Below are 17,669 nucleotides of genomic sequence, written 5' to 3' on the forward strand. Positions count from 1 at the left end.
GGCCGCTTTGTTTCCCCCGTTCGCTCGAGGTATCGAATGAATTTCCACGAGTACCAGGCCAAAGAACTGTTCGCGAAGTACGGCATTGCCGTTCCGCCGGGCAAGGTCGCCAACTCTCCCGATGCCGCTGTCGACGCCGCCAAGCACCTTGGTGGTTCGCAGTGGATGGTTAAGGCACAGATCCACGCAGGTGGCCGCGGCAAGGCCGGCGGCGTGAAGTTCTGCAAGAGCCTCGATGATGTGCGCGCTGCCGCCAAGGGCATGCTGGGCACCAACATGGAAACCTACCAGTCCGCCGGCCGCGCGCTGCCGGTGAACCTGGTGCTGGTGACCGACGCCACCAATATCGCCAAGGAACTGTACCTGTCGATCCTGGTGGACCGTGACACCAAGTCCGTTTCGTTCATCGCCTCCAAGCACGGCGGCGTGGACATCGAGCAGGTCGCCAAGGACACGCCGGAAGACATCCACACCATCGTGGTGGATTTCGTCGAAGGCCTGCAGCCGTACCAGTGCCGTCAGCTCGGCTTCGCCATGGACCTCAATGCGAAGCAGGTCGGCCAGCTGACCAAGATCATGCTGGGCCTGTACAAGCTGTTCAACGAGAAGGACCTGGCCCTGGTCGAGCTGAACCCGCTCGCCATCCTCGAGGACGGCAACCTCGCCGCGCTCGATGGCAAGGTCAACTCCGACGACAACGCCGAGTTCCGCCACCCGGATCTGGCCGCCATGCGCGACCTGACCCAGGAAGACGCCGCTGAGGCCGCTGCCGTGCAGCACAACCTCAACTACGTCACCATGGACGGCACCATCGGCTGCATGGTGAACGGCGCGGGTCTGGCCATGGCCACCATGGACGTGATCAAGCTGGCAGGCGGCGAGCCGGCCAACTTCCTCGACGTCGGTGGCGGCGCCACCAAGGAACGCGTCACCGAGGCGTTCAAGCTCATCCTCTCCTCCGACAAGGTCAAGGCCATCCTGGTCAACATCTTTGGCGGCATCGTGCGTTGCGACCTGATCGCCGAAGGCATCATCGCGGCCGTGAAGGAAGTGGGTCTGAAGATCCCCGTCGTGGTTCGCCTGCAGGGCACCAACGTGGAGCTGGGCCGCGAACTGCTGGCCAACTCCGGCCTGGCGATCACGCCGGCCGACGATCTCAACGATGCGGCGCAGAAAGCCGTGGCTGCGGCCAAGGCCTGAGGAGCAATTGAACCATGAGCGTTCTCGTCAATAAGAACACCAAGGTGCTGGTGCAGGGCTTTACCGGCCAGCAGGGCACCTTCCACGCACAGCAGGCGCTGGACTACGGCAGCAAGGTCGTGGGCGGCGTTACCCCGGGCAAGGGTGGCACCGAGCACATCGGTCTGCCGGTCTTCAACTCGGTGGCCGAAGCCGTCGACGAAACCGGTGCCGATGCCTCCGTCATCTTCGTGCCGCCGCCGTTCGCGGCTGACTCGATCCTCGAAGCGATCGACGCCGGCATCAAGGTCATCGTGGCCATCACCGAAGGCATCCCCGTGCTGGACATGCTGCGCGTGAAGAACGTGCTGCAGCAGCACCCGGAAACCGTGCTGATCGGTCCGAACTGCCCCGGCATCATCACCCCGGGCGAGTGCAAGATCGGCATCATGCCGGGTCACATCCACAAGCCGGGCAAGGTCGGCATCGTGTCCCGTTCGGGCACGCTGACCTACGAAGCCGTGTTCCAGACCACCAACGAAGGCCTGGGCCAGTCCACCTGCATCGGCATCGGCGGCGACCCGATCAACGGCCTCAGCTTCATCGACTGCCTGAAGTTGTTCCAGGACGATCCGCAGACCGAAGGCATCATCATGGTCGGCGAAATCGGCGGCAGCGCTGAAGAAGACGCCGCTGAGTTCATCAGCGAGTACGTCAAGAAGCCGGTCGTCTCGTTCATCGCAGGTGCGTCGGCCCCGGCCGGCAAGCGCATGGGTCATGCCGGCGCAATCATCTCCGGTGGCAAGGGCACGGCGGAAGCGAAGTTCGCCGCGTTGGAGAAGGCGGGCGTCACCACGGTGAAGTCCCCGGCCGACCTCGGCAAGACCCTCGCCGCTTTGATGAAGAAGTAATCGCGTCGTTTCTGAGCGATATAAAAAGGGCCGCAGCAATGCGGCCCTTTTTTTTGTGGGAGCGTCTTGGTCAACGCGACTGGCGTAGCCCGTGGGTGGCGGCGCGTACCAGTGCATCAGTCACGGTGACGAGGGTGCTGGAGCGAATGGCCCAGTGCTGCCAGTACAGCGGCACGTCCAGCCAGCGGTTAGGCGCGATGGCTTTGAGCGTGCCTTCGGCAAACGCTTCTTTCACCATGGATTCGGGCGCCATGGCCCAGCCCAGCCCCAGCGCGGCACCTTCCACGAACGCGGTGGAGGAGGGCAGATAGTGCATCGGTGGTGAGAGACGGGCCCGGGTGACACTGTGGATGAAGCGCCACTGCAGGGCATCCTTGCGGTTGAACACCAGCATGGGGGCGGTGGCCAGCGTGCCGGCATTCACGCCCTGCGAAAAATGGCGCGCGACAAAGGCCGGTGGCGCCACGGGCAAGTAGCGCATGATGCCCAGCTTCTTCACGCTGCAGCCTTGCACCGGCCGCGCTTCGGCGGTGATGGCGCCGAGTACCGAGCCATCGCGCAGCAAATCGGTAGTGTGGTCCTGATCGTCCACGCGCACATCGAACAGCAGGCCGTGTTTCTGGTGCAGGGGTGCGAGCGCGGGCAGGAGCCAGGTGGCGAGCGAGTCGGCATTCACCGCTACCGCGACGGAGTCAGGTGCCTCGTCGTTGCCGGCGACGTGAAAGTCCGCCAGCGTTTCCGCTTCCAGTCGGCGCATCTGCTGCACGCTGCGCAGCAGGCGTTCACCGGCTGGCGTGGCGCGGCAAGGTGCGCGACGCAGAATCAGTACCTGTCCGAGGCGATCTTCCAGCGCCTTGATGCGCTGTGAGATGGCCGATGGCGTGAGCGAAAGGCGCTGCGCCGCCAGCTCGAAACTGCCCTCGTCAAGCACCGCCGCAAACGCTGCCAGCTGGGGATTGAGCAGGCTCATGGCATGGACCTCTCATTAGGAAAGCTAAAGTGCCATAAGAATAATTAGTTTTACTGAATACGTCAGGCGCGGCACAGTGAACGCCTTTTCGAGGGTTTCTGTCATGTTTTCTACGGCTTACCTGGCCGGGCTCGGTGCGGGTGCCGGCCTGATCATCGCTATCGGCGCGCAAAACGCCTTCGTATTACGGCAAGGTCTGCAGCGTCGCCATGTGGGCGCGGTGGTGTTGGTGTGCATCGTGGCCGATATCAGCCTGATCCTGCTGGGCGTGGCTGGCATTGGTTTGATGGTGAAGGAGCAGCCCGGTTTGCTTCAGTGGCTGCGCTTCGCCGGCGCGGCGTTCCTGAGTGCCTATGGTGTCTTTGCATTGCGCCGGGCATGGCAGGGCGAAAGCGGCTTGCAGCCGACGGGCGAGGCGGCGGCCAGCCGAGGTCGGGTCGTGCTTGCCTGCCTGGCGTTCACTCTGCTCAATCCACACGTCTACCTGGACACCGTGGTGTTGCTGGGCAGTCTGTCCACCCATTACGACGGCGACGGGCGCTGGGTGTTTGCGGGCGGCGCGGCAACCGCGAGTGTGCTGTGGTTCCTGGCCCTGGGCTACGGCGCGCGCCTGCTTTTGCCGGTATTTCGCAGCCCGCTCGCCTGGCGCGTGTTCGATGTGGCGGTGGCGGTTTTCATGCTCACCCTGGCCGCGCTGCTGATCTTGCAGCCGATGGGCTGAGCCAAGCGGCGGCAACGCCTCGGTTATCATGGGCATTCCCCTGATGACGGATTGGCCGGCATGCCCTCGTTACGTTTCGCCCTCGCGCAGTTTGATTTTCAAGTTGGCGCCGTCGCCGCCAATGCGGCTCGGGTAGGTGACCTGATAGCGCAGGCGCGCGAGGGTGGGGCATCGCTGGTGGCGTTCCCGGAGCTGACCCTGAGCGGTTATCCCCCGGAAGATCTGTTGCTGCGCCCCAGCTTTCTGGTGGCTTGCCAGTGCGAGCTCAACGCGCTGGCAGGCGCCACCAACGGTATCGCCGCGCTAGTAGGTCACCCGCACAGCGAGGGCGAGGTGTACAACGCCGCCAGCCTGCTGCGCGGCGGCAGTATCGAGTGGACGACGCACAAGCAGGCGTTGCCCAACTACGGTGTATTCGATGACAAGCGCTATTTCCGGCCGGGTCACGACAGTGCGGTGGCAACGATCGACGGCGTGCGGGTGGGCGTGGTGATCTGCGAGGACATCTGGCAGCCCGAGCCGGCCGCCAAGGCGGCCGCGGCAGGTGCCGAGCTGATCCTGGTGATCAATGCATCGCCCTGGGACGACGCCAAGCAGGCCGAGCGCGAGCAAGTGCTGGCCGCACGCGCCCGTGAAACCGGCTGCGCCATCGCCTACGTGAACATGGTCGGTGGCCAGGATGAGGTGGTGTACGACGGCGGCTCGCTGCTGGTGAATGCCGATGGCAGCCTCGCCGCGCGCGCGCCGAGCTTTGTCGATGCCCTGCTGTGGGTGGAGTTCGACAGCGCCACGCGCACGTTGCGCGCCGAGGATTGGCCCGTGGCGGTCGATGACTCGCTGGAAGCCACGCTGTACAACGCGCTGGTGCGCGGCATTCGCGACTACATCGACAAGAACGGGTTTTCCGGTGTCTTGCTAGGCCTTTCAGGTGGCATCGATTCGGCATTGACCCTGGCGCTGGCCGTGGATGCGCTGGGGCCTGAGCGTGTTACGGCGGTGATGATGCCTACGCGCTATACCTCGCAGTTGTCGCTGGATGGCGCGCGCGCGCAAGCGGAACAGTTGGGCGTGGAATACCACATCATCCATATCGAGCCGATGGTGGATTCCTTCCTCGACGCACTGGCACCTGCGTTCGCCGGCAAGTCGGCCGACACCACCGAGGAAAACCTGCAATCGCGCACGCGTGGCGTGACGTTGATGGCGCTGTCCAACAAGCACGGGCGCCTGCTGCTCGCTACCGGCAACAAAAGTGAGATGGCGGTCGGCTATGCAACCTTGTACGGCGACATGTGTGGTGCCTATGCGCCGCTGAAGGACGTCTACAAGACGGTAGTGTATCGCCTGTCGCGCTGGCGCAACGCGCATGCGGCCCGGTTGGGCGGCAGCGAGGCGATTCCGTCCGCTGTGATCGATCGCCCGCCGTCGGCGGAGCTGCGTGACAACCAGATCGACCAGGATTCGCTGCCGCCCTACGATGAGTTGGACGCTATCCTCGCGCGCTTTATCGAAGGCGAGCAGTCGCAGGCCGAGATCGCCGCGCAAGGCTTCCATGCCGATACGGTGCGCCGTGTGGTGCGACTGGTGTTGCTCAATGAGTTCAAGCGCCGCCAATCCGCTCCCGGTCCCCGCGTGACCACCCGCGCCTTCGGCCGCGAGCGTCGCTATCCGATCACCTCGGGTTGGAAGTAAAGCCGGCGCCAGCGCCTATGGCGGCGAGCTGCAGGCGGCGTCACCGCATCGCGGCGATCAAGCGCCATAAAAAAGCCGGCAAGCTCGCGCTGCCGGCTTTTTTCATGCCCGCCCGAGGGCGGGCCGTGTCATTTCTATCAATGATGGCCCGAGAACGGAATCAACTTGCGGATCAGCGAGGGCGAGTGCGGCCACTTCGCGTCCTTCAGGTACGGATGATTCGGGTAGTTCATGGCGAGCACCTGGCGGGTCTGGTCGGCCAGCGTCTTCTGGTCCATGCCCAGGTAGCTGCGGGTCAGAATGGCCAGCGCGTCACCGGTCTGCGGAGCCTGCTGGTAGTGCTCTATCACGTACTGGGCGCGATTGGCCGAGGCGATATAGGCTTTGTTGCGCAGGTAGAACTCCGCGACATTGATCTCGAACTGGGCAAGCAGGTTACGCAGGTAAACCATGCGCTGGCGCGCGTCAGCGGTGTAGGCGCTGTCCGGGAAGCGGCGCGACAGTTCCGAGAAATCGTCAAACGACTTCAGGTTGAAGCCCTGGTCACGGCGGGTTTCCGGCTCGCCCGACTGCAGAAAGCGCTCCATGGCGCCGCCCGTACGGTCAAAATTGATCAGACCGCGCAGGTAATAGGCATAATCCACATGCTTTTGGGTCGGATACGTCTTGATGAAGCGGTTGATCGTGGAATAAGCGTCGTCCGGCTGGTTGTCCTTGTACTGCGAGTAGGCCAAATCAAGCTGGGCCTGCTCATTGAAGTCACCGGACGGGAAGCGCGCGATCAGACGCTGGTAGGATTTGGTCGCCGCCGAATAGTCGGCGTGCTGCATGGAGTCGTGGGCCTTGGCGTAGAGCTTGTCCACCGGCAGGGTATCGTTGTTGTCCTTCTTGTGGCCGAACATCGAGCAGGCGCTCATCGAAACGGCGATGGCGAGCACGACAAAGACTTTGAAAGCCGGCAGCTTGGTTACGCGCATGAGAAAGGGTTCAGATGTTTGATCGAAAAGGGATGATAGCCGAAACCGCCGGTTGCTCGGGCACCAGGCCATGACGACGATTCGCCATGAGGCCAGCGTCCCCCTGTCTGCCGCAGGTCGGAGGTTCGACCAGGCGTTGGCCGAGATGTTCCCGGACTACTCCCGCTCCCGACTCACCAGCTGGATCAAGGCCGGCGCGGTGACCCTGGATGGCGCCGTGGCGCCGCCCCGCCAGCTGTTGCGGGGTGGGGAAAAGGTGCGCCTGGAGGCCGAGTTGGAAAATGAGGTGGAGCTGGCGCCGGAGGCCATCGCGCTCGATATCGTCTATGAGGACGAGCACCTTCTGGTGCTGAACAAGCCGGCCGGGCTGGTGGTGCACCCGGGTGCGGGCAATAGCGCCGGCACCGTCCTGAACGCCTTGCTGCATCACGATCCGGCCCTGGCCCAGCTGCCGCGTGGCGGCATCGTGCACCGGCTGGACAAGGACACGTCGGGCCTGATGGTGGTGGCCAAAACCCTCCCCGCCCATACCGCCCTGGTGGACATGCTGTCCCGCCACGATGTGGAGCGGCAGTACGAGGCCGTGGTGCTGGGCACCCTGGTGGCCGGTGGCACCGTGGACGCCCCGATCGGTCGCCATATGGGCGATCGCCTGCGTCAGGCCGTGCGCGACGAGGAGGACGGCAAGCATGCCGTCACGCATTACCGCCTGCGCGAGCGTTTCCGGGCCCACAGCCTCATTCAGTGCAGCCTGGAAACCGGCCGTACCCATCAGATTCGCGTGCATATGGGGCATATCGGACATGCCCTGGTCGGCGATCCGCTGTACGGCGGCGGCCTGAAGCTGCCCAAGGGGGCCAGCGCCGAGCTGGTCGCGGCCTTGCGCGGCTTCCGTCGCCAGGCGCTGCATGCCGAACGCCTGGCGTTCGAGCACCCGGTGACCCATGAACCGATGTCCTTCAGTGCCCCTCGTCCCGCCGACCAGCAGGCGTTGATCGACGCCCTGCGGGAGGATGCCCGTCACGCCGACCCGGATGACTGGTCCTGAGCATCGGTGCCTGACCCAGGCGCCATGGCTTGCGCCTGGGTTATGTCCCTGCCAAATACCTGGCAGTCCGTGTCCAGGCTGCTGGGTATAGTGGCGCGGTTGGTCCATTGAGAACGGGGGAGTATCTGTGCAGGGAAGGACAGAACATGGGGCGAAGTACCTGCAGGCGCTTTGCCTGCTGCTGATCCTGCTGGTTGGCATGGGGCTGAGGCTAGGTACCGCGGCGCATACCGAGGTGGACCATCCGATTCGCAATGACGCGCGCGAGTACGTGGCTTATGCCTGGAACGCCAAGTATGAGGGCGTGTATTCGCAGGGCATGGGTCCGATCTTGGGGCAAACCAACGTACCACTGACCCCGGATGCCTTTCGTCCACCCGGTTATCCCATGTATCTGAGCATGTTTCTGCAAGGACAGCTGGACACCGGCTTTGTGGCGCGAGTGGTTCATGCCCAGGCGTGGATGGCAGGGTTGACCTTGCTTTGCTCGACGTTGTTGGCCATGGCTTTGCTAGGGGCTTGGCCGGGGTTGGCACTGGGCATGCTGGTGGCATTGAGCCCCCATCAGAACGTCTATGTGGCCTATCTGCTCAGCGAAACTTCCTTCGGCTTTGCATTGATGGCGGCGCTGTCACTTGGCGCGGCATGCGCGTGCGTCAAGTCCCCCCGTTGGCGCATGGTGCTTGCATTGGCTTCGGGTCTGCTGTTTGGCGCTGCCTGCCTGATCAGGCCCACGCTCAACCCATGGGTACCCGCTTTGCTGCTATTGCTGGTGCTGCCCGCCGTGCGGCGTTTTTGGCGCGAAATCGCCACACTCTCGCTGGGCTTCGCGCTGGCGATGTCGCCTTGGTGGGCGCGCAACGAAATCACCCTGCATGAAATGAGCAGCCCGCAGCTCATGCTGTTGAACGTAGAGCAGGGTAGCTATATCGACTTGATGTACGACGGGCGGCCGGAGACTTACGGTTCGGCGAATAGGTTCGATCCCGATGCTGTAAAGGCGGCATCCAGCTGGTCAAGCCTGCTCGAGAGTTTGGGCGCCAAGTTCGCCAGCCATCCGGTGGCCATGCTGCGCTGGTATCTGTTCGGCAAGATTTTCTGCTTCTTTTCCTGGTCGTCGCCTGAGGGTTGGGGGGACATCTATGCCTATCCGGTCCTTAGCTCACCGTGGTTGAACGACCCTCGGTACATGGTCATCGCCTCGCTGATGTCGGGTCTGCATGCACCGCTGATGGCGTTCGGCATGCTGGGTATGTTGCTGGCGTTTCTGCCGGCGACACGCCGTCTATTCGGTGCATCGCGAACGGATGCGCTGCGATTGCTCGCTTTGCTGCACCTGTTCGCGGTGGGTGTGCACATGGTTACGCAGCCTTTTGCGCGCTACAGCGTGCCGTTCCGGCCCGTGAGCTTCTTGCTGGCGGTGTTTGCGCTGGTGTGGTTGTACCGGCGCTACCAAGAACATCGCGGCCAGCAGGCGCAGACCGTGGCGAGCCATGCTTGACGGCTGGCTGATCCCCGAGTGGCCGGCGCCTTCGCGGGTGCGCGCGGCGGTCAGCACCCGGCAGTTGCCGGGGCATTCGCCGGCGCCCTATGAGCGCTTCAACCTGGGCGCGAATTGCGGCGATGCACTCGATGCGGTGCGGGCCAACCGGGCCTTGGTGCCGACCATGCTGGGCCTGGCTCGCGAGCCTCATTGGCTGCAGCAGGTGCACGGTGTCGACGTGGTGGATATCGACGACCCGGGGCTTCAGGCGACCCTGCGGGCGGATGCCTCCATGACCACGCGCGCGGGCGAGCCATTGGCCATTCTTACCGCCGACTGCCTGCCAGCTCTGTTCTGCACCCGCGATGGCGGCGCCGTGGCGGCGGCGCATGCGGGCTGGCGCGGTTTGCAGGCCGGCGTGCTGGAGGCTGCGGTGAGGGCACTGCCGGCGCCCCCGTCGGAGGTGATGGCGTGGCTGGGCCCCTGTATCGGGGTGACCAGCTACGAGGTGGGGGAGGAAGTGCGCGAGGCGTTCCTTATGTCAGACCAGGGGGCGGATAGCTGCTTTCACGCCACGCGCCCCGGGCATTGGCTATGTGACCTGGCAGGCTTGGCCCGCCGCCGATTGGCGGCGGCAGGTGTCGCCGCGGTGTGTGGGGGCGGTTTCGATACCCGTACCGACGCCCGGTTCTATTCCTATCGGCGTGACGCCGCGCAAAGCGGACGCTTTGTCAGCCTGGTCTGGCTGGAGTCCTAGGACATAACCGGTTCCTTGGGTAGGCGGAAGTTGACGCAAGGCTGACGTGAGCGCAAATTATTGCGGTGGCATCGCAAAAGGACGGGGCCTGTGGGGCGATGCTCATCCCCGAGTCAGCCGCATTCCAAGGAGGTCGCATGAAACGTAGTCATGTCGTCATGCTCGTCGGCGCGTTGTCGGTAATGGCGGGTGCCGCGGTGGCATCTACCGGATCGCTTACCGAGTTTCGCCCAAAGGTATTGCCGGTGTTGGTACAGGTGAGCTCCTCCGGCAAGGTCACGTCGGCTTCGCCGGCTTACCCACTCGATCGCCGATTCAGTCGTCTGCTCGATCAGAGCCTGGGTGAAATGATCACCAAGCCTGCCTATGAGCGGGGCCGCGCGGTATCCAGTCAGTTCGTGATCAACCTGGCCCTGGAGGTTTCTCCGCGGGAGCAAGGTGACTACGACGCCAAGTTTGTCTACGTCTCCACGCAGCCGGTGCCGTTCGGCCTGTGGCACTGGGTGCATATCGATGGCTACCAGTTGGCCCTTGCCGGTCCGAACGACCGCATCAACCGCTACGACCGCCCGCATATCGACCCACCGGAAAACCGCGCGCCGGTGCAGAGCACCCGCGATCTGGCACCCACTGGCTCGGCTGCCGCGACGGGCGGCAAGCAGGGGCGCTAGTGAAAGGATCGCCGAACCCGCCGCCGGGGCGGGCTCGGCAGTCCGGGCTAAGAGCCGGCCAGGCGTGTGAGGAACCCGTTGCGCCAGGCGGTGATGTCCTGTCTCTCCAGTACATCCATCATGCGGCGCCAGCGCATGCGCCGTTCTTGCAGCGGCATGGTGAGTGCGCGCTCCAGCGCCTCGGCCACTTCCTCGGTATCGGCGGGATTCACCAGTAGCGCATCGCCCAATTCCTGCGCAGCCCCTGCAAAGCGCGAGAGCACCAGCACGCCCGGATCATCCGGGTTCTGGCTGGCGACATATTCTTTGGCCACCAGGTTCATGCCATCGCGCAAGGGGGTGACCAGCCCCACGCGCGCCGCACGGTAGTAGCCGCTCAGCAGGCTGTGCGGAAAGGAGTTGTTGACGTAGCGGATGGGCACCCAATCGGGCGCGGCGTACAGCCCGTTGATATGGCCGGCGCTGCGTTCCAGCTCGCGGCGAATCTGGCGGTACTCCGGCACACCGCCGCGAGAGGGCGGTGCGATCTGCAGGAAGCTCACCTTGCGGTGCAATGCGGGCGAACGCTCCAGCAGGCGGGCATAGGCCTGGAATCGCTCGGGCAGGCCTTTGGAGTAATCGAGCCGGTCTACACCGATGATCAGGGCGCGGCCTTCCAGGCTCTGCCGTAGATGGTGAATCTCCTCGTGCTCATGGGCGTGGCTCGCCGCCTCGGCCACCTGACGGGTATCGATGCCAATGGGAAACACCTCGGCGCGAAAACCGTGCCCGCCGGGCGTGTGCAGGCGGCCATCGCGGCGCATGCTGGCGCCGATCTCGTGCAAGAAATACTCCTCCAGCGCGCGCCGGTCGCGTGCCGTATGAAGGCCCACCAGGTCGTAGCTGGACAGGGTTTCCAGCAGCTCCTGGTGGTGAGGCAGGGCAATCAGCAGGCCCGCCGCCGGCAACGGCGTGTGCAGGAAGAAGCCAATGCGATTTCGCAGGCCGCGCTCGCGCAGCATCGCGGCAAGTGGGATCAGGTGATAGTCGTTCACCCACACCGCATCGTCGGGGCCGATCAACGGGAGCAGTTGTTCGGCGAACAAATTGTTGACGCGTAGATAGCCGGCCAGATGCTTGCGGTTGTAGTCGACCAAATCGGGGCGGTAATGCAGCAAGGGCCACAGCGTACGGTTGGCGAAGCCATCGTAGAATTCGTCATGGTCGCTGCGGGAGAGATCGATGGTGGCGTATGCCACCTCGCCGTCCTGCCGCCGGTGAAGTCCGGTGCCCGCGTGGCGCGCGATCTTTCCGCTCCAGCCGAACCACAGCCCACCGCGTTCCTGCAGGGCGGCGCGCATGGCCGAGGCCAGTCCGCCCGTGGCGGTCTGGTCAGGCAGGGCCACGCGGTTGGAAACCACCACCAGGCGGCGTGGGACGCTTGGGCGCCCAAGAGACATCACAGTGCGTCCTCCCAGCGCCGCGACAGGCGCATGGCGGCCTGGATCAGGCCGACCATCGAATAGGTTTGCGGAAAATTGCCCCAGTGCTCGCCGGTGGCCGGTGCGATGTCCTCCGACAGCAGGCCCAGCGGATTACGCTGGGTGAGCATGTGCTCGAACATGGCGCGGGCGCGTTGCGTGCGGCCGGTGGCGGCAAGCGCGTCGATGTACCAGAACGTGCAGATGTTGAAGCTCGTTTCCGGTGCACCGAAATCATCGGGGGCGATGTATCGGAACAGGTAATCGCCGCGTCCCAGCGCCTCGCCGATGGCATCTACCGTGGCGATGAAGCGCGGGTCCATGGCGTGGATAAAGCCGATATCGGCGAGCAGCAGCAGGCTCGCGTCGAGGTGCTCGCCATCGTAGGCATCCACAAAGGTGCCCAGGCGTTCGTTCCAGGCGTGTGCTTCGATGCGTGCATGCAAGGCCTCGGCCTCGTTGTGCCAATGGCGCGCGCGCTCGTCCAGGCCTAGTTCGGTGGCGATGTGAGCCAGTCGTTCGCAGGCAGCCCAGCACATGGCGGCCGAATAGGTGTGCACGGCGGCGCGTCCACGGAATTCCCACAGGCCCGCATCGGGCAGTTCGGCCATGCGCAATGCCATGGCGCCCATGCGTTCCAGGCGCTGGAAGCTCAACTCATCGCCTTGGCGCTCGAGCCGGCGATCGAAGAAGGTCTGTGCCGCGGCCAGCACCACCGATCCGTACACATCGTTCTGGCGCTGGCGCCAGGCATCGTTGCCGACGCGTACCGGGCCCATTTGACGGTAGCCCGCTAGGCTGGCTACCTGCGTCTCGGTCAGCTCGTGCTCGAAGGTGATGCCGAATACCGGCCCCACTTCGCGTTCGCCATCAGCGGCCACCAGATTGAATACGTAGCGGATGTATTCCTCCATGCTGCGCGTGGCACCCAGGCGGTTGAGCGCACGCACGGTAAACGCCGCGTCGCGCAGCCAGCAGTAGCGGTAATCCCAGTTGCGGGCGGAATGGGGCGATTCGGGAATGGAGGTGGTAAGTGCGGCCACGATGGCGCCGGTGGCTTCGTACTGGCACAGCTTGAGCGTGATCGCCGCGCGGATCACCGCCTCCTGCCACTCGTACGGCACCGATAGATTGCGCACCCATTCGCGCCAGTAATCCAGTGTGCGCTCAAGCGTGTGGTGGATGAAATCGGCGGCGCTATGGGTCAGCGTTTCGTCCGGCCCGAACACGAAGTGCGCAGGGCGCTCCAGGATAAACGGCAGGCCGCGCTCGATCATCACCGAGGCGACATCGCTGGTCAGTCGCTGCACCACGTCGCTGAGCAGAAACCGGATGTGGTTGCTGCCGGAGGTGGTTTGCGGCGCACGCGCACCGTACTCGCACAGCGGGCGCAGCAGCACGCGGATGCGAGGGGCGCCGCCCAAGGGACGCACGCGGCGAGCGAGCAGCACCGGGTGATAAAAGCGGCCACGCGTGCGGAAGCGCGGCGCGTAGTCCACGATCTCCACACCGGCGCCATGCTGGTCGTACAGCCGGGTCACCAGAACCGCCGTGTTGGGAAGGTAGTGCTGTTCGGCGCGCTCGAAATCCTCGAGCTGGATGGTCCAGTCGCCACCTTCGTGCTGGGGCGACAACAACTGGCAGAAACTGGCATCGCTGTCGAAGCGGGGCAGGCAGCCCCAGACGATGCGTCCGCGACCATCGATCAGGGCGGCAACACTACCGTTGCCGATGACGCCCAGGGCCAGGCTGGCCTGGGTGTCAGGTGCTTCCTCCGGGGGGATGGGCATGCGAGAGGGCTCCATGCTTGAGTGCGTACAAGACGCGGAACAGCCAGGCGCGCGCAGCAGCGGGCTCCGGCAGCGAATATTGGGCAACGCTGGGTTTGCGCGCGCCGATGCGCACGCTGAAGCCCCGCTGCCGATGGGCGGCGGCGAAGCCGTGCTCGTCGGTCAGGTCGTCGCCCACATACACCGGTATGCGGCCGTGGAACGGTCGGTTGGCCAGCAGGCCCTCCACCGCCTTGCCCTTGTCCATGCCTTCCGGCTTGAGCTCGATCACCAGGCTACCCATTTGCATCTCGTAGCCCTGCAGGCGAGGCAGCAGTGCCTCGATGCGCGCGCGCAGGGCATCGAAGCGCCCTGGCGCGGTACGGCAATGCAAGGCGATGGCGATGCCTTTGTCTTCCAGCGTGACGCCGGGCAAGCCGGCCGCCACGGCGCCCGCCAGTTCGCGCACCAGCACGCGCCGTGCCGCGCCAATATGCACACCGCGATAGCGACCATCCGGGCCGCGCAGTTCCAGCCCGTGCAAACCTGCCATGGCCCAGCGCGGATGGCAGAACAGGTCGTCCAGGTCGTCCAGGCTGCGCCCGCTGACCAGGGCGAGCGCGCCATCGAGCGTGCCGTGCAAGTCGTCCAGCAATTCGCGCAGGCGCGCATCCACGCTGACCTGATCGGGACGATCGGCAAAATCGAGCAGGGTGCCGTCTACGTCGAGGAACAGCGCCCAGCGATCATCCACGCCGGGCAGCGGCGGGGCCGGAAGGGGCAGGCGAGCGGACATGGTGGGCAAGGGGGCAGGCGATAACACGGTTGTCAGCCTATCAAGGCAAATGTGAAGGCGATCTATGGGTGGCGTACACGACTGAAGAAGGGCCAACCGCGGCAGCATGTCACGCTTGAATCGTGCCATGCCGTCCGCATCTCGGCGGGCAGTGGCGGCGCGGCCGCCAGATCCTATTGACGAGGGGGATAGACCCATGCGGATGGACAAGCTTACGTCGCGCTTCCAGCAGGCGCTGGCCGACGCACAATCGATCGCCGTCGGGCGCGACAACAACATGCTCGAACCGGTGCACGTAATGGCTGCGCTGCTTGAGCAGCAAGGCGGTTCGACGGCGCCGTTGCTCACGCAGGCACAGGTGAATGTGCCGGCACTGCGCCAGCGCGTGAACGAAATGATCGAGCGACTGCCGCGCGTGAGCGGACAGGAAGGCAACGTGCACGTCGGCAACGAATTGACGCGCCTGCTCAACCTTACCGATAAGCTGGCGCAACAGCGTGGCGACCAGTTCATCGCCAGCGAACTGTTCCTGCTGGCGGCCCTGGAAGACAAGGGGGAGCTGGGTGCGGCGCTCAAGGCCGCCGGTGCCAACAAAGCCAACCTGGAAGCCGCCATCGACAAGCTGCGCGGCGGTGAAAAAGTGCAAAGCGAAAACGCCGAAGAGCAGCGCCAGGCGCTGGAGAAATACTGCATCGACCTCACCGCGCGCGCCGAGTCGGGCAAGCTCGACCCGGTGATCGGCCGCGACGAGGAAATCCGTCGCACCATCCAGGTGCTGCAACGTCGCACCAAGAACAATCCGGTGCTCATCGGCGAGCCGGGCGTCGGCAAGACGGCCATCGTCGAAGGCCTGGCGCAGCGCATCGTCAAGGGCGAGGTGCCCGAAGGCCTGCGCGATCGCCGCGTGCTGGCGTTGGATATGGGCGCACTGATTGCCGGCGCGAAGTTCCGCGGTGAGTTCGAGGAACGCCTTAAGGCGGTGCTCAATGACCTTTCCAAGAACGAAGGTCAGATCATCCTGTTCATCGACGAGCTGCACACCATGGTTGGCGCCGGCAAGGCGGATGGCGCGATGGATGCGGGCAATATGCTCAAGCCCGCCCTTGCGCGCGGCGAACTGCATTGCATCGGCGCCACCACACTGGACGAATACCGCAAGTACATCGAGAAAGACGCAGCGCTGGAGCGCCGCTTCCAGAAGGTCTACGTGGGCGAACCCAGCGTGGAGGACACCATTGCGATCCTGCGCGGCCTGAAGGAGCGCTACGCGGTGCATCACGGCGTGGAGATCACCGACCCCGCCATCGTGGCCGCGGCTACGCTGTCCAATCGCTACATTCCCGATAGGCAGCTGCCGGACAAGGCCATCGACCTGATGGACGAGGCGGCCTCGCGCATCCGCATGGAGATCGACTCCAAGCCGGAGGAACTCGATCGCCTGGAACGCCGCCTGATCCAGCTCAAGATCCAGCGCGAGATGCTGAAGAAGGAAACCGACGAGGCGTCCAAGAAGCGCCTGGCCGATCTGGACGCAGACATCCAGAAGCTGGAGCGCGAGTTCTCCGACCTCAACGAAATCTGGAAGTCCGAGAAGGCTGCGCTGCAGGGCGCGACCAAGGTGAAGGAGCAGATCGAAGCCGCGCGGGTGGAGCTGGAAGCCGCCCAGCGGCACCAGGATTACGCCAAGATGAGTGAGATCCAGTACGGCAAGCTGCCGGAACTGGAAAAGCAGCTCGCCGCCGCACAGGCCGCCGAAAAGCAGGATTTCAAGCTGGTGCAGGATCGCGTCACCGAGGAGGAGATCGCCGAGGTGGTGTCGCGTTGGACCGGTATTCCGGTGAGCAAGATGCTGGAAGGCGAACGCGACAAGTTGCTACATATGGAAGACGCCCTGCACAAGCGCGTGGTGGGCCAGGACGAAGCCGTTCATGCGGTATCCGACGCCATTCGCCGCGCTCGCGCGGGCCTGTCCGATCCTAATCGTCCTTATGGTTCGTTCCTGTTCCTGGGGCCCACGGGCGTAGGCAAAACCGAGCTGTGCAAGGCGCTGGCCGAATTTCTGTTCGACACGCAGGATGCGATGGTGCGCATCGATATGAGCGAGTTCATGGAGAAGCATTCCGTGAGCCGACTGATCGGCGCGCCCCCGGGTTATGTGGGTTACGAGGAGGGCGGCTACCTCACCGAGGCGGTGCGCCGGCGTCCCTATAGCGTGATCCTGCTGGACGAAGTAGAGAAAGCGCACCCGGATGTCTTCAACATCCTGCTGCAGGTGCTGGACGACGGTCGCCTCACCGACGGCCAGGGCCGCACGGTGGACTTCCGCAATACCGTTATCGTGATGACCTCCAACCTGGGCTCGCAAATGATCCACGAGCAGGCAGGCGACAGCGAAGCGGACTACATGCAGATGAAGGCGGCGGTGCTGGGCGTGGTGCAAGCGCACTTCCGTCCGGAGTTCATCAACCGTCTTGACGAGCTGGTAGTGTTCCGTCCGCTGGAGAAGAAGCAGATCCGTGCGATCGCCAAGATCCAGCTGGCGTATCTGGAGAAGCGACTGGCCGAGCGTCAGCTCAAGCTGGAGATCAGCGAGAAGGCGCTGGACCTGCTGGGCAACGTGGGCTTTGACCCGGTGTATGGTGCGCGACCGCTCAAGCGAGCTATCCAGCAGCAGCTGGAGAATTCGCTGGCGAAGCAGATCCTGGAAGGACGCTTTGTTTCCGGGGATACGGTGGCGGTGGATGCCGAGCAAGGGCATCTGACGTTTCACAAGCCATGATGCGGCCCCATTGAAGTGATGCGTGATGAGCGCCCGTCTTGCGAGAGCACGGCGGGCGCTTTGCTTTTGAGGCTTGGGTTTGCACCGTCGCCGCGACCCGAGCGATGACATGGGGCACATGGCCCCATCGTTTCGACGTCTGTTACCATGCCGCTCGCCTGAGGTGACCACCGGTGCTGTACCGGTGGTTGAAACGGGAATCCGGTGCGGCGCTGATGCGCCTAGTCCGGAGCTGCCCCCGCAACGGTAGGCGAACGGTGATCCCTGGTGGTCGCCGGAACGGCATCCAAGCCACTGTGCATTCAACGCATGGGAAGGCGCTGTTCCGCAGGACATGACGTCCTCGTTCGTAAGCCCGGAGACCGGCCTCAAGGTACGACCAGACAGGCGGTGGGCCATGTCATGGATGCCGTGCCTTGCTGCGCGGCCGCCATCGCTCCTTCCGCCTGCCTGTTT

Annotated in this window: 14 protein-coding genes and 1 riboswitch; of the genes, 9 read left to right on the forward strand and 5 right to left on the reverse strand. The window is 64.3% G+C overall.

Features of this window, described 5'->3' with window-relative positions; genetic code table 11:
* Positions 1–36 precede the first annotated feature (36 nt).
* Positions 37–1,200, forward strand: coding sequence for an ADP-forming succinate--CoA ligase subunit beta (gene sucC / locus JHD67_RS09080; protein ID WP_199098853.1), 1,164 nt, complete (start codon positions 37–39; stop codon positions 1,198–1,200).
* 14 nt (positions 1,201–1,214) lie between these two features.
* The gene (sucD, locus tag JHD67_RS09085; protein ID WP_199098854.1) at positions 1,215–2,090 is read left to right on the forward strand and encodes a succinate--CoA ligase subunit alpha; all 876 of its coding nucleotides are present in this window, start codon (positions 1,215–1,217) and stop codon (positions 2,088–2,090) included.
* A 70-nt stretch (positions 2,091–2,160) separates the two neighbouring features.
* Here sucD and JHD67_RS09090 read toward each other — a convergent pair whose 3' ends face one another.
* Positions 2,161–3,060, reverse strand: coding sequence for a LysR family transcriptional regulator ArgP (locus JHD67_RS09090; protein ID WP_199098855.1), 900 nt, complete (start codon positions 3,058–3,060; stop codon positions 2,161–2,163).
* A 103-nt stretch (positions 3,061–3,163) separates the two neighbouring features.
* On the opposite strand from JHD67_RS09090, the gene JHD67_RS09095 reads away from it, so the two are divergent.
* Both JHD67_RS09095 and JHD67_RS09100 read left to right on the forward strand, forming a co-directional pair.
* Positions 3,164–3,781 (forward strand): LysE/ArgO family amino acid transporter, encoded by a 618-nt coding sequence (locus JHD67_RS09095; RefSeq protein ID WP_199098856.1) that lies wholly within the window; start codon positions 3,164–3,166, stop codon positions 3,779–3,781.
* A 60-nt stretch (positions 3,782–3,841) separates the two neighbouring features.
* Positions 3,842–5,473 carry an NAD+ synthase gene (locus tag JHD67_RS09100; protein WP_199098857.1) on the forward strand — a complete coding sequence of 544 codons (1,632 nt, stop codon included), beginning with the start codon at positions 3,842–3,844 and terminating at the stop codon, positions 5,471–5,473.
* Positions 5,474–5,610: 137 nt separating this feature from the next.
* Here the strand turns inward: JHD67_RS09100 and JHD67_RS09105 are convergent, their stop codons facing one another.
* Positions 5,611–6,450 (reverse strand): outer membrane protein assembly factor BamD, encoded by an 840-nt coding sequence (locus tag JHD67_RS09105; protein WP_199098858.1) that lies wholly within the window; start codon positions 6,448–6,450, stop codon positions 5,611–5,613.
* A gap of 70 nt (positions 6,451–6,520) precedes the next feature.
* Here JHD67_RS09105 and rluD point away from each other — a divergent pair, with 70 nt between their 5' ends.
* From rluD to JHD67_RS09125, 4 genes are all read left to right on the forward strand, one after another.
* A complete protein-coding gene (gene rluD / locus JHD67_RS09110; protein ID WP_199098859.1) occupies positions 6,521–7,498 on the forward strand; it encodes a 23S rRNA pseudouridine(1911/1915/1917) synthase RluD in 978 nt (325 codons plus the stop codon).
* 127 nt (positions 7,499–7,625) lie between these two features.
* Positions 7,626–8,999 (forward strand): hypothetical protein, encoded by a 1,374-nt coding sequence (locus JHD67_RS09115; protein ID WP_199098860.1) that lies wholly within the window; start codon positions 7,626–7,628, stop codon positions 8,997–8,999.
* The gene (gene pgeF, locus JHD67_RS09120; RefSeq protein WP_199098861.1) at positions 8,992–9,738 is read left to right on the forward strand and encodes a peptidoglycan editing factor PgeF; all 747 of its coding nucleotides are present in this window, start codon (positions 8,992–8,994) and stop codon (positions 9,736–9,738) included. Before JHD67_RS09115 ends, pgeF begins: the two co-directional genes overlap by 8 nt.
* 137 nt (positions 9,739–9,875) lie before the next feature.
* Complete coding sequence (locus JHD67_RS09125; protein ID WP_199098862.1) at positions 9,876–10,409, forward strand: hypothetical protein; 534 nt, start codon at positions 9,876–9,878, stop codon at positions 10,407–10,409.
* 47 nt (positions 10,410–10,456) lie between these two features.
* Here JHD67_RS09125 and otsA read toward each other — a convergent pair whose 3' ends face one another.
* From otsA to otsB, 3 genes are read right to left on the reverse strand one after another with little or no spacing between them, the layout of a single operon-like run.
* Positions 10,457–11,848, reverse strand: coding sequence for an alpha,alpha-trehalose-phosphate synthase (UDP-forming) (otsA, locus tag JHD67_RS09130; RefSeq protein WP_199098863.1), 1,392 nt, complete (start codon positions 11,846–11,848; stop codon positions 10,457–10,459).
* Positions 11,848–13,659, reverse strand: a complete 1,812-nt coding sequence (locus tag JHD67_RS09135) for a glycoside hydrolase family 15 protein (RefSeq protein WP_199098864.1) — start codon at positions 13,657–13,659, stop codon at positions 11,848–11,850. The genes otsA and JHD67_RS09135 overlap by 1 nt, the downstream gene beginning before the upstream one ends.
* Positions 13,631–14,461 (reverse strand): trehalose-phosphatase, encoded by an 831-nt coding sequence (gene otsB, locus JHD67_RS09140; protein WP_343214344.1) that lies wholly within the window; start codon positions 14,459–14,461, stop codon positions 13,631–13,633. Before otsB ends, JHD67_RS09135 begins: the two co-directional genes overlap by 29 nt.
* Before the next feature lie 169 nt (positions 14,462–14,630).
* On the opposite strand from otsB, the gene clpB reads away from it, so the two are divergent.
* Positions 14,631–17,213, forward strand: a complete 2,583-nt coding sequence (clpB, locus tag JHD67_RS09145; RefSeq protein WP_199098865.1) for an ATP-dependent chaperone ClpB — start codon at positions 14,631–14,633, stop codon at positions 17,211–17,213.
* Between the two features lie 144 nt (positions 17,214–17,357).
* Positions 17,358–17,599: riboswitch (cobalamin riboswitch) on the forward strand.
* Positions 17,600–17,669 lie beyond the last annotated feature (70 nt).

Source organism: Dyella sp. ASV21 (genome assembly GCF_016428975.1).
In the GTDB taxonomy this organism is placed as follows: Bacteria; Pseudomonadota; Gammaproteobacteria; order Xanthomonadales; family Rhodanobacteraceae; genus Dyella.

Excerpts from the sequence above, each read along its gene's own strand:
- JHD67_RS09135 (WP_199098864.1), bottom strand. The coding sequence starts at position 13,659 with ATGCCCATCCCCCCGGAGGAAGCACCTGACACCCAGGCCAGCCTGGCC.
- JHD67_RS09125 (WP_199098862.1), top strand. The coding sequence starts at position 9,876 with ATGAAACGTAGTCATGTCGTCATGCTCGTCGGCGCGTTGTCGGTAATG.
- JHD67_RS09095 (WP_199098856.1), top strand. The coding sequence starts at position 3,164 with ATGTTTTCTACGGCTTACCTGGCCGGGCTCGGTGCGGGTGCCGGCCTG.
- rluD (WP_199098859.1), top strand. The coding sequence starts at position 6,521 with ATGACGACGATTCGCCATGAGGCCAGCGTCCCCCTGTCTGCCGCAGGT.
- JHD67_RS09090 (WP_199098855.1), bottom strand. The coding sequence starts at position 3,060 with ATGAGCCTGCTCAATCCCCAGCTGGCAGCGTTTGCGGCGGTGCTTGAC.
- clpB (WP_199098865.1), top strand. The coding sequence starts at position 14,631 with ATGCGGATGGACAAGCTTACGTCGCGCTTCCAGCAGGCGCTGGCCGAC.
- JHD67_RS09100 (WP_199098857.1), top strand. The coding sequence starts at position 3,842 with ATGCCCTCGTTACGTTTCGCCCTCGCGCAGTTTGATTTTCAAGTTGGC.
- otsA (WP_199098863.1), bottom strand. The coding sequence starts at position 11,848 with ATGTCTCTTGGGCGCCCAAGCGTCCCACGCCGCCTGGTGGTGGTTTCC.
- sucC (WP_199098853.1), top strand. The coding sequence starts at position 37 with ATGAATTTCCACGAGTACCAGGCCAAAGAACTGTTCGCGAAGTACGGC.
- JHD67_RS09105 (WP_199098858.1), bottom strand. The coding sequence starts at position 6,450 with ATGCGCGTAACCAAGCTGCCGGCTTTCAAAGTCTTTGTCGTGCTCGCC.
- pgeF (WP_199098861.1), top strand. The coding sequence starts at position 8,992 with ATGCTTGACGGCTGGCTGATCCCCGAGTGGCCGGCGCCTTCGCGGGTG.
- sucD (WP_199098854.1), top strand. The coding sequence starts at position 1,215 with ATGAGCGTTCTCGTCAATAAGAACACCAAGGTGCTGGTGCAGGGCTTT.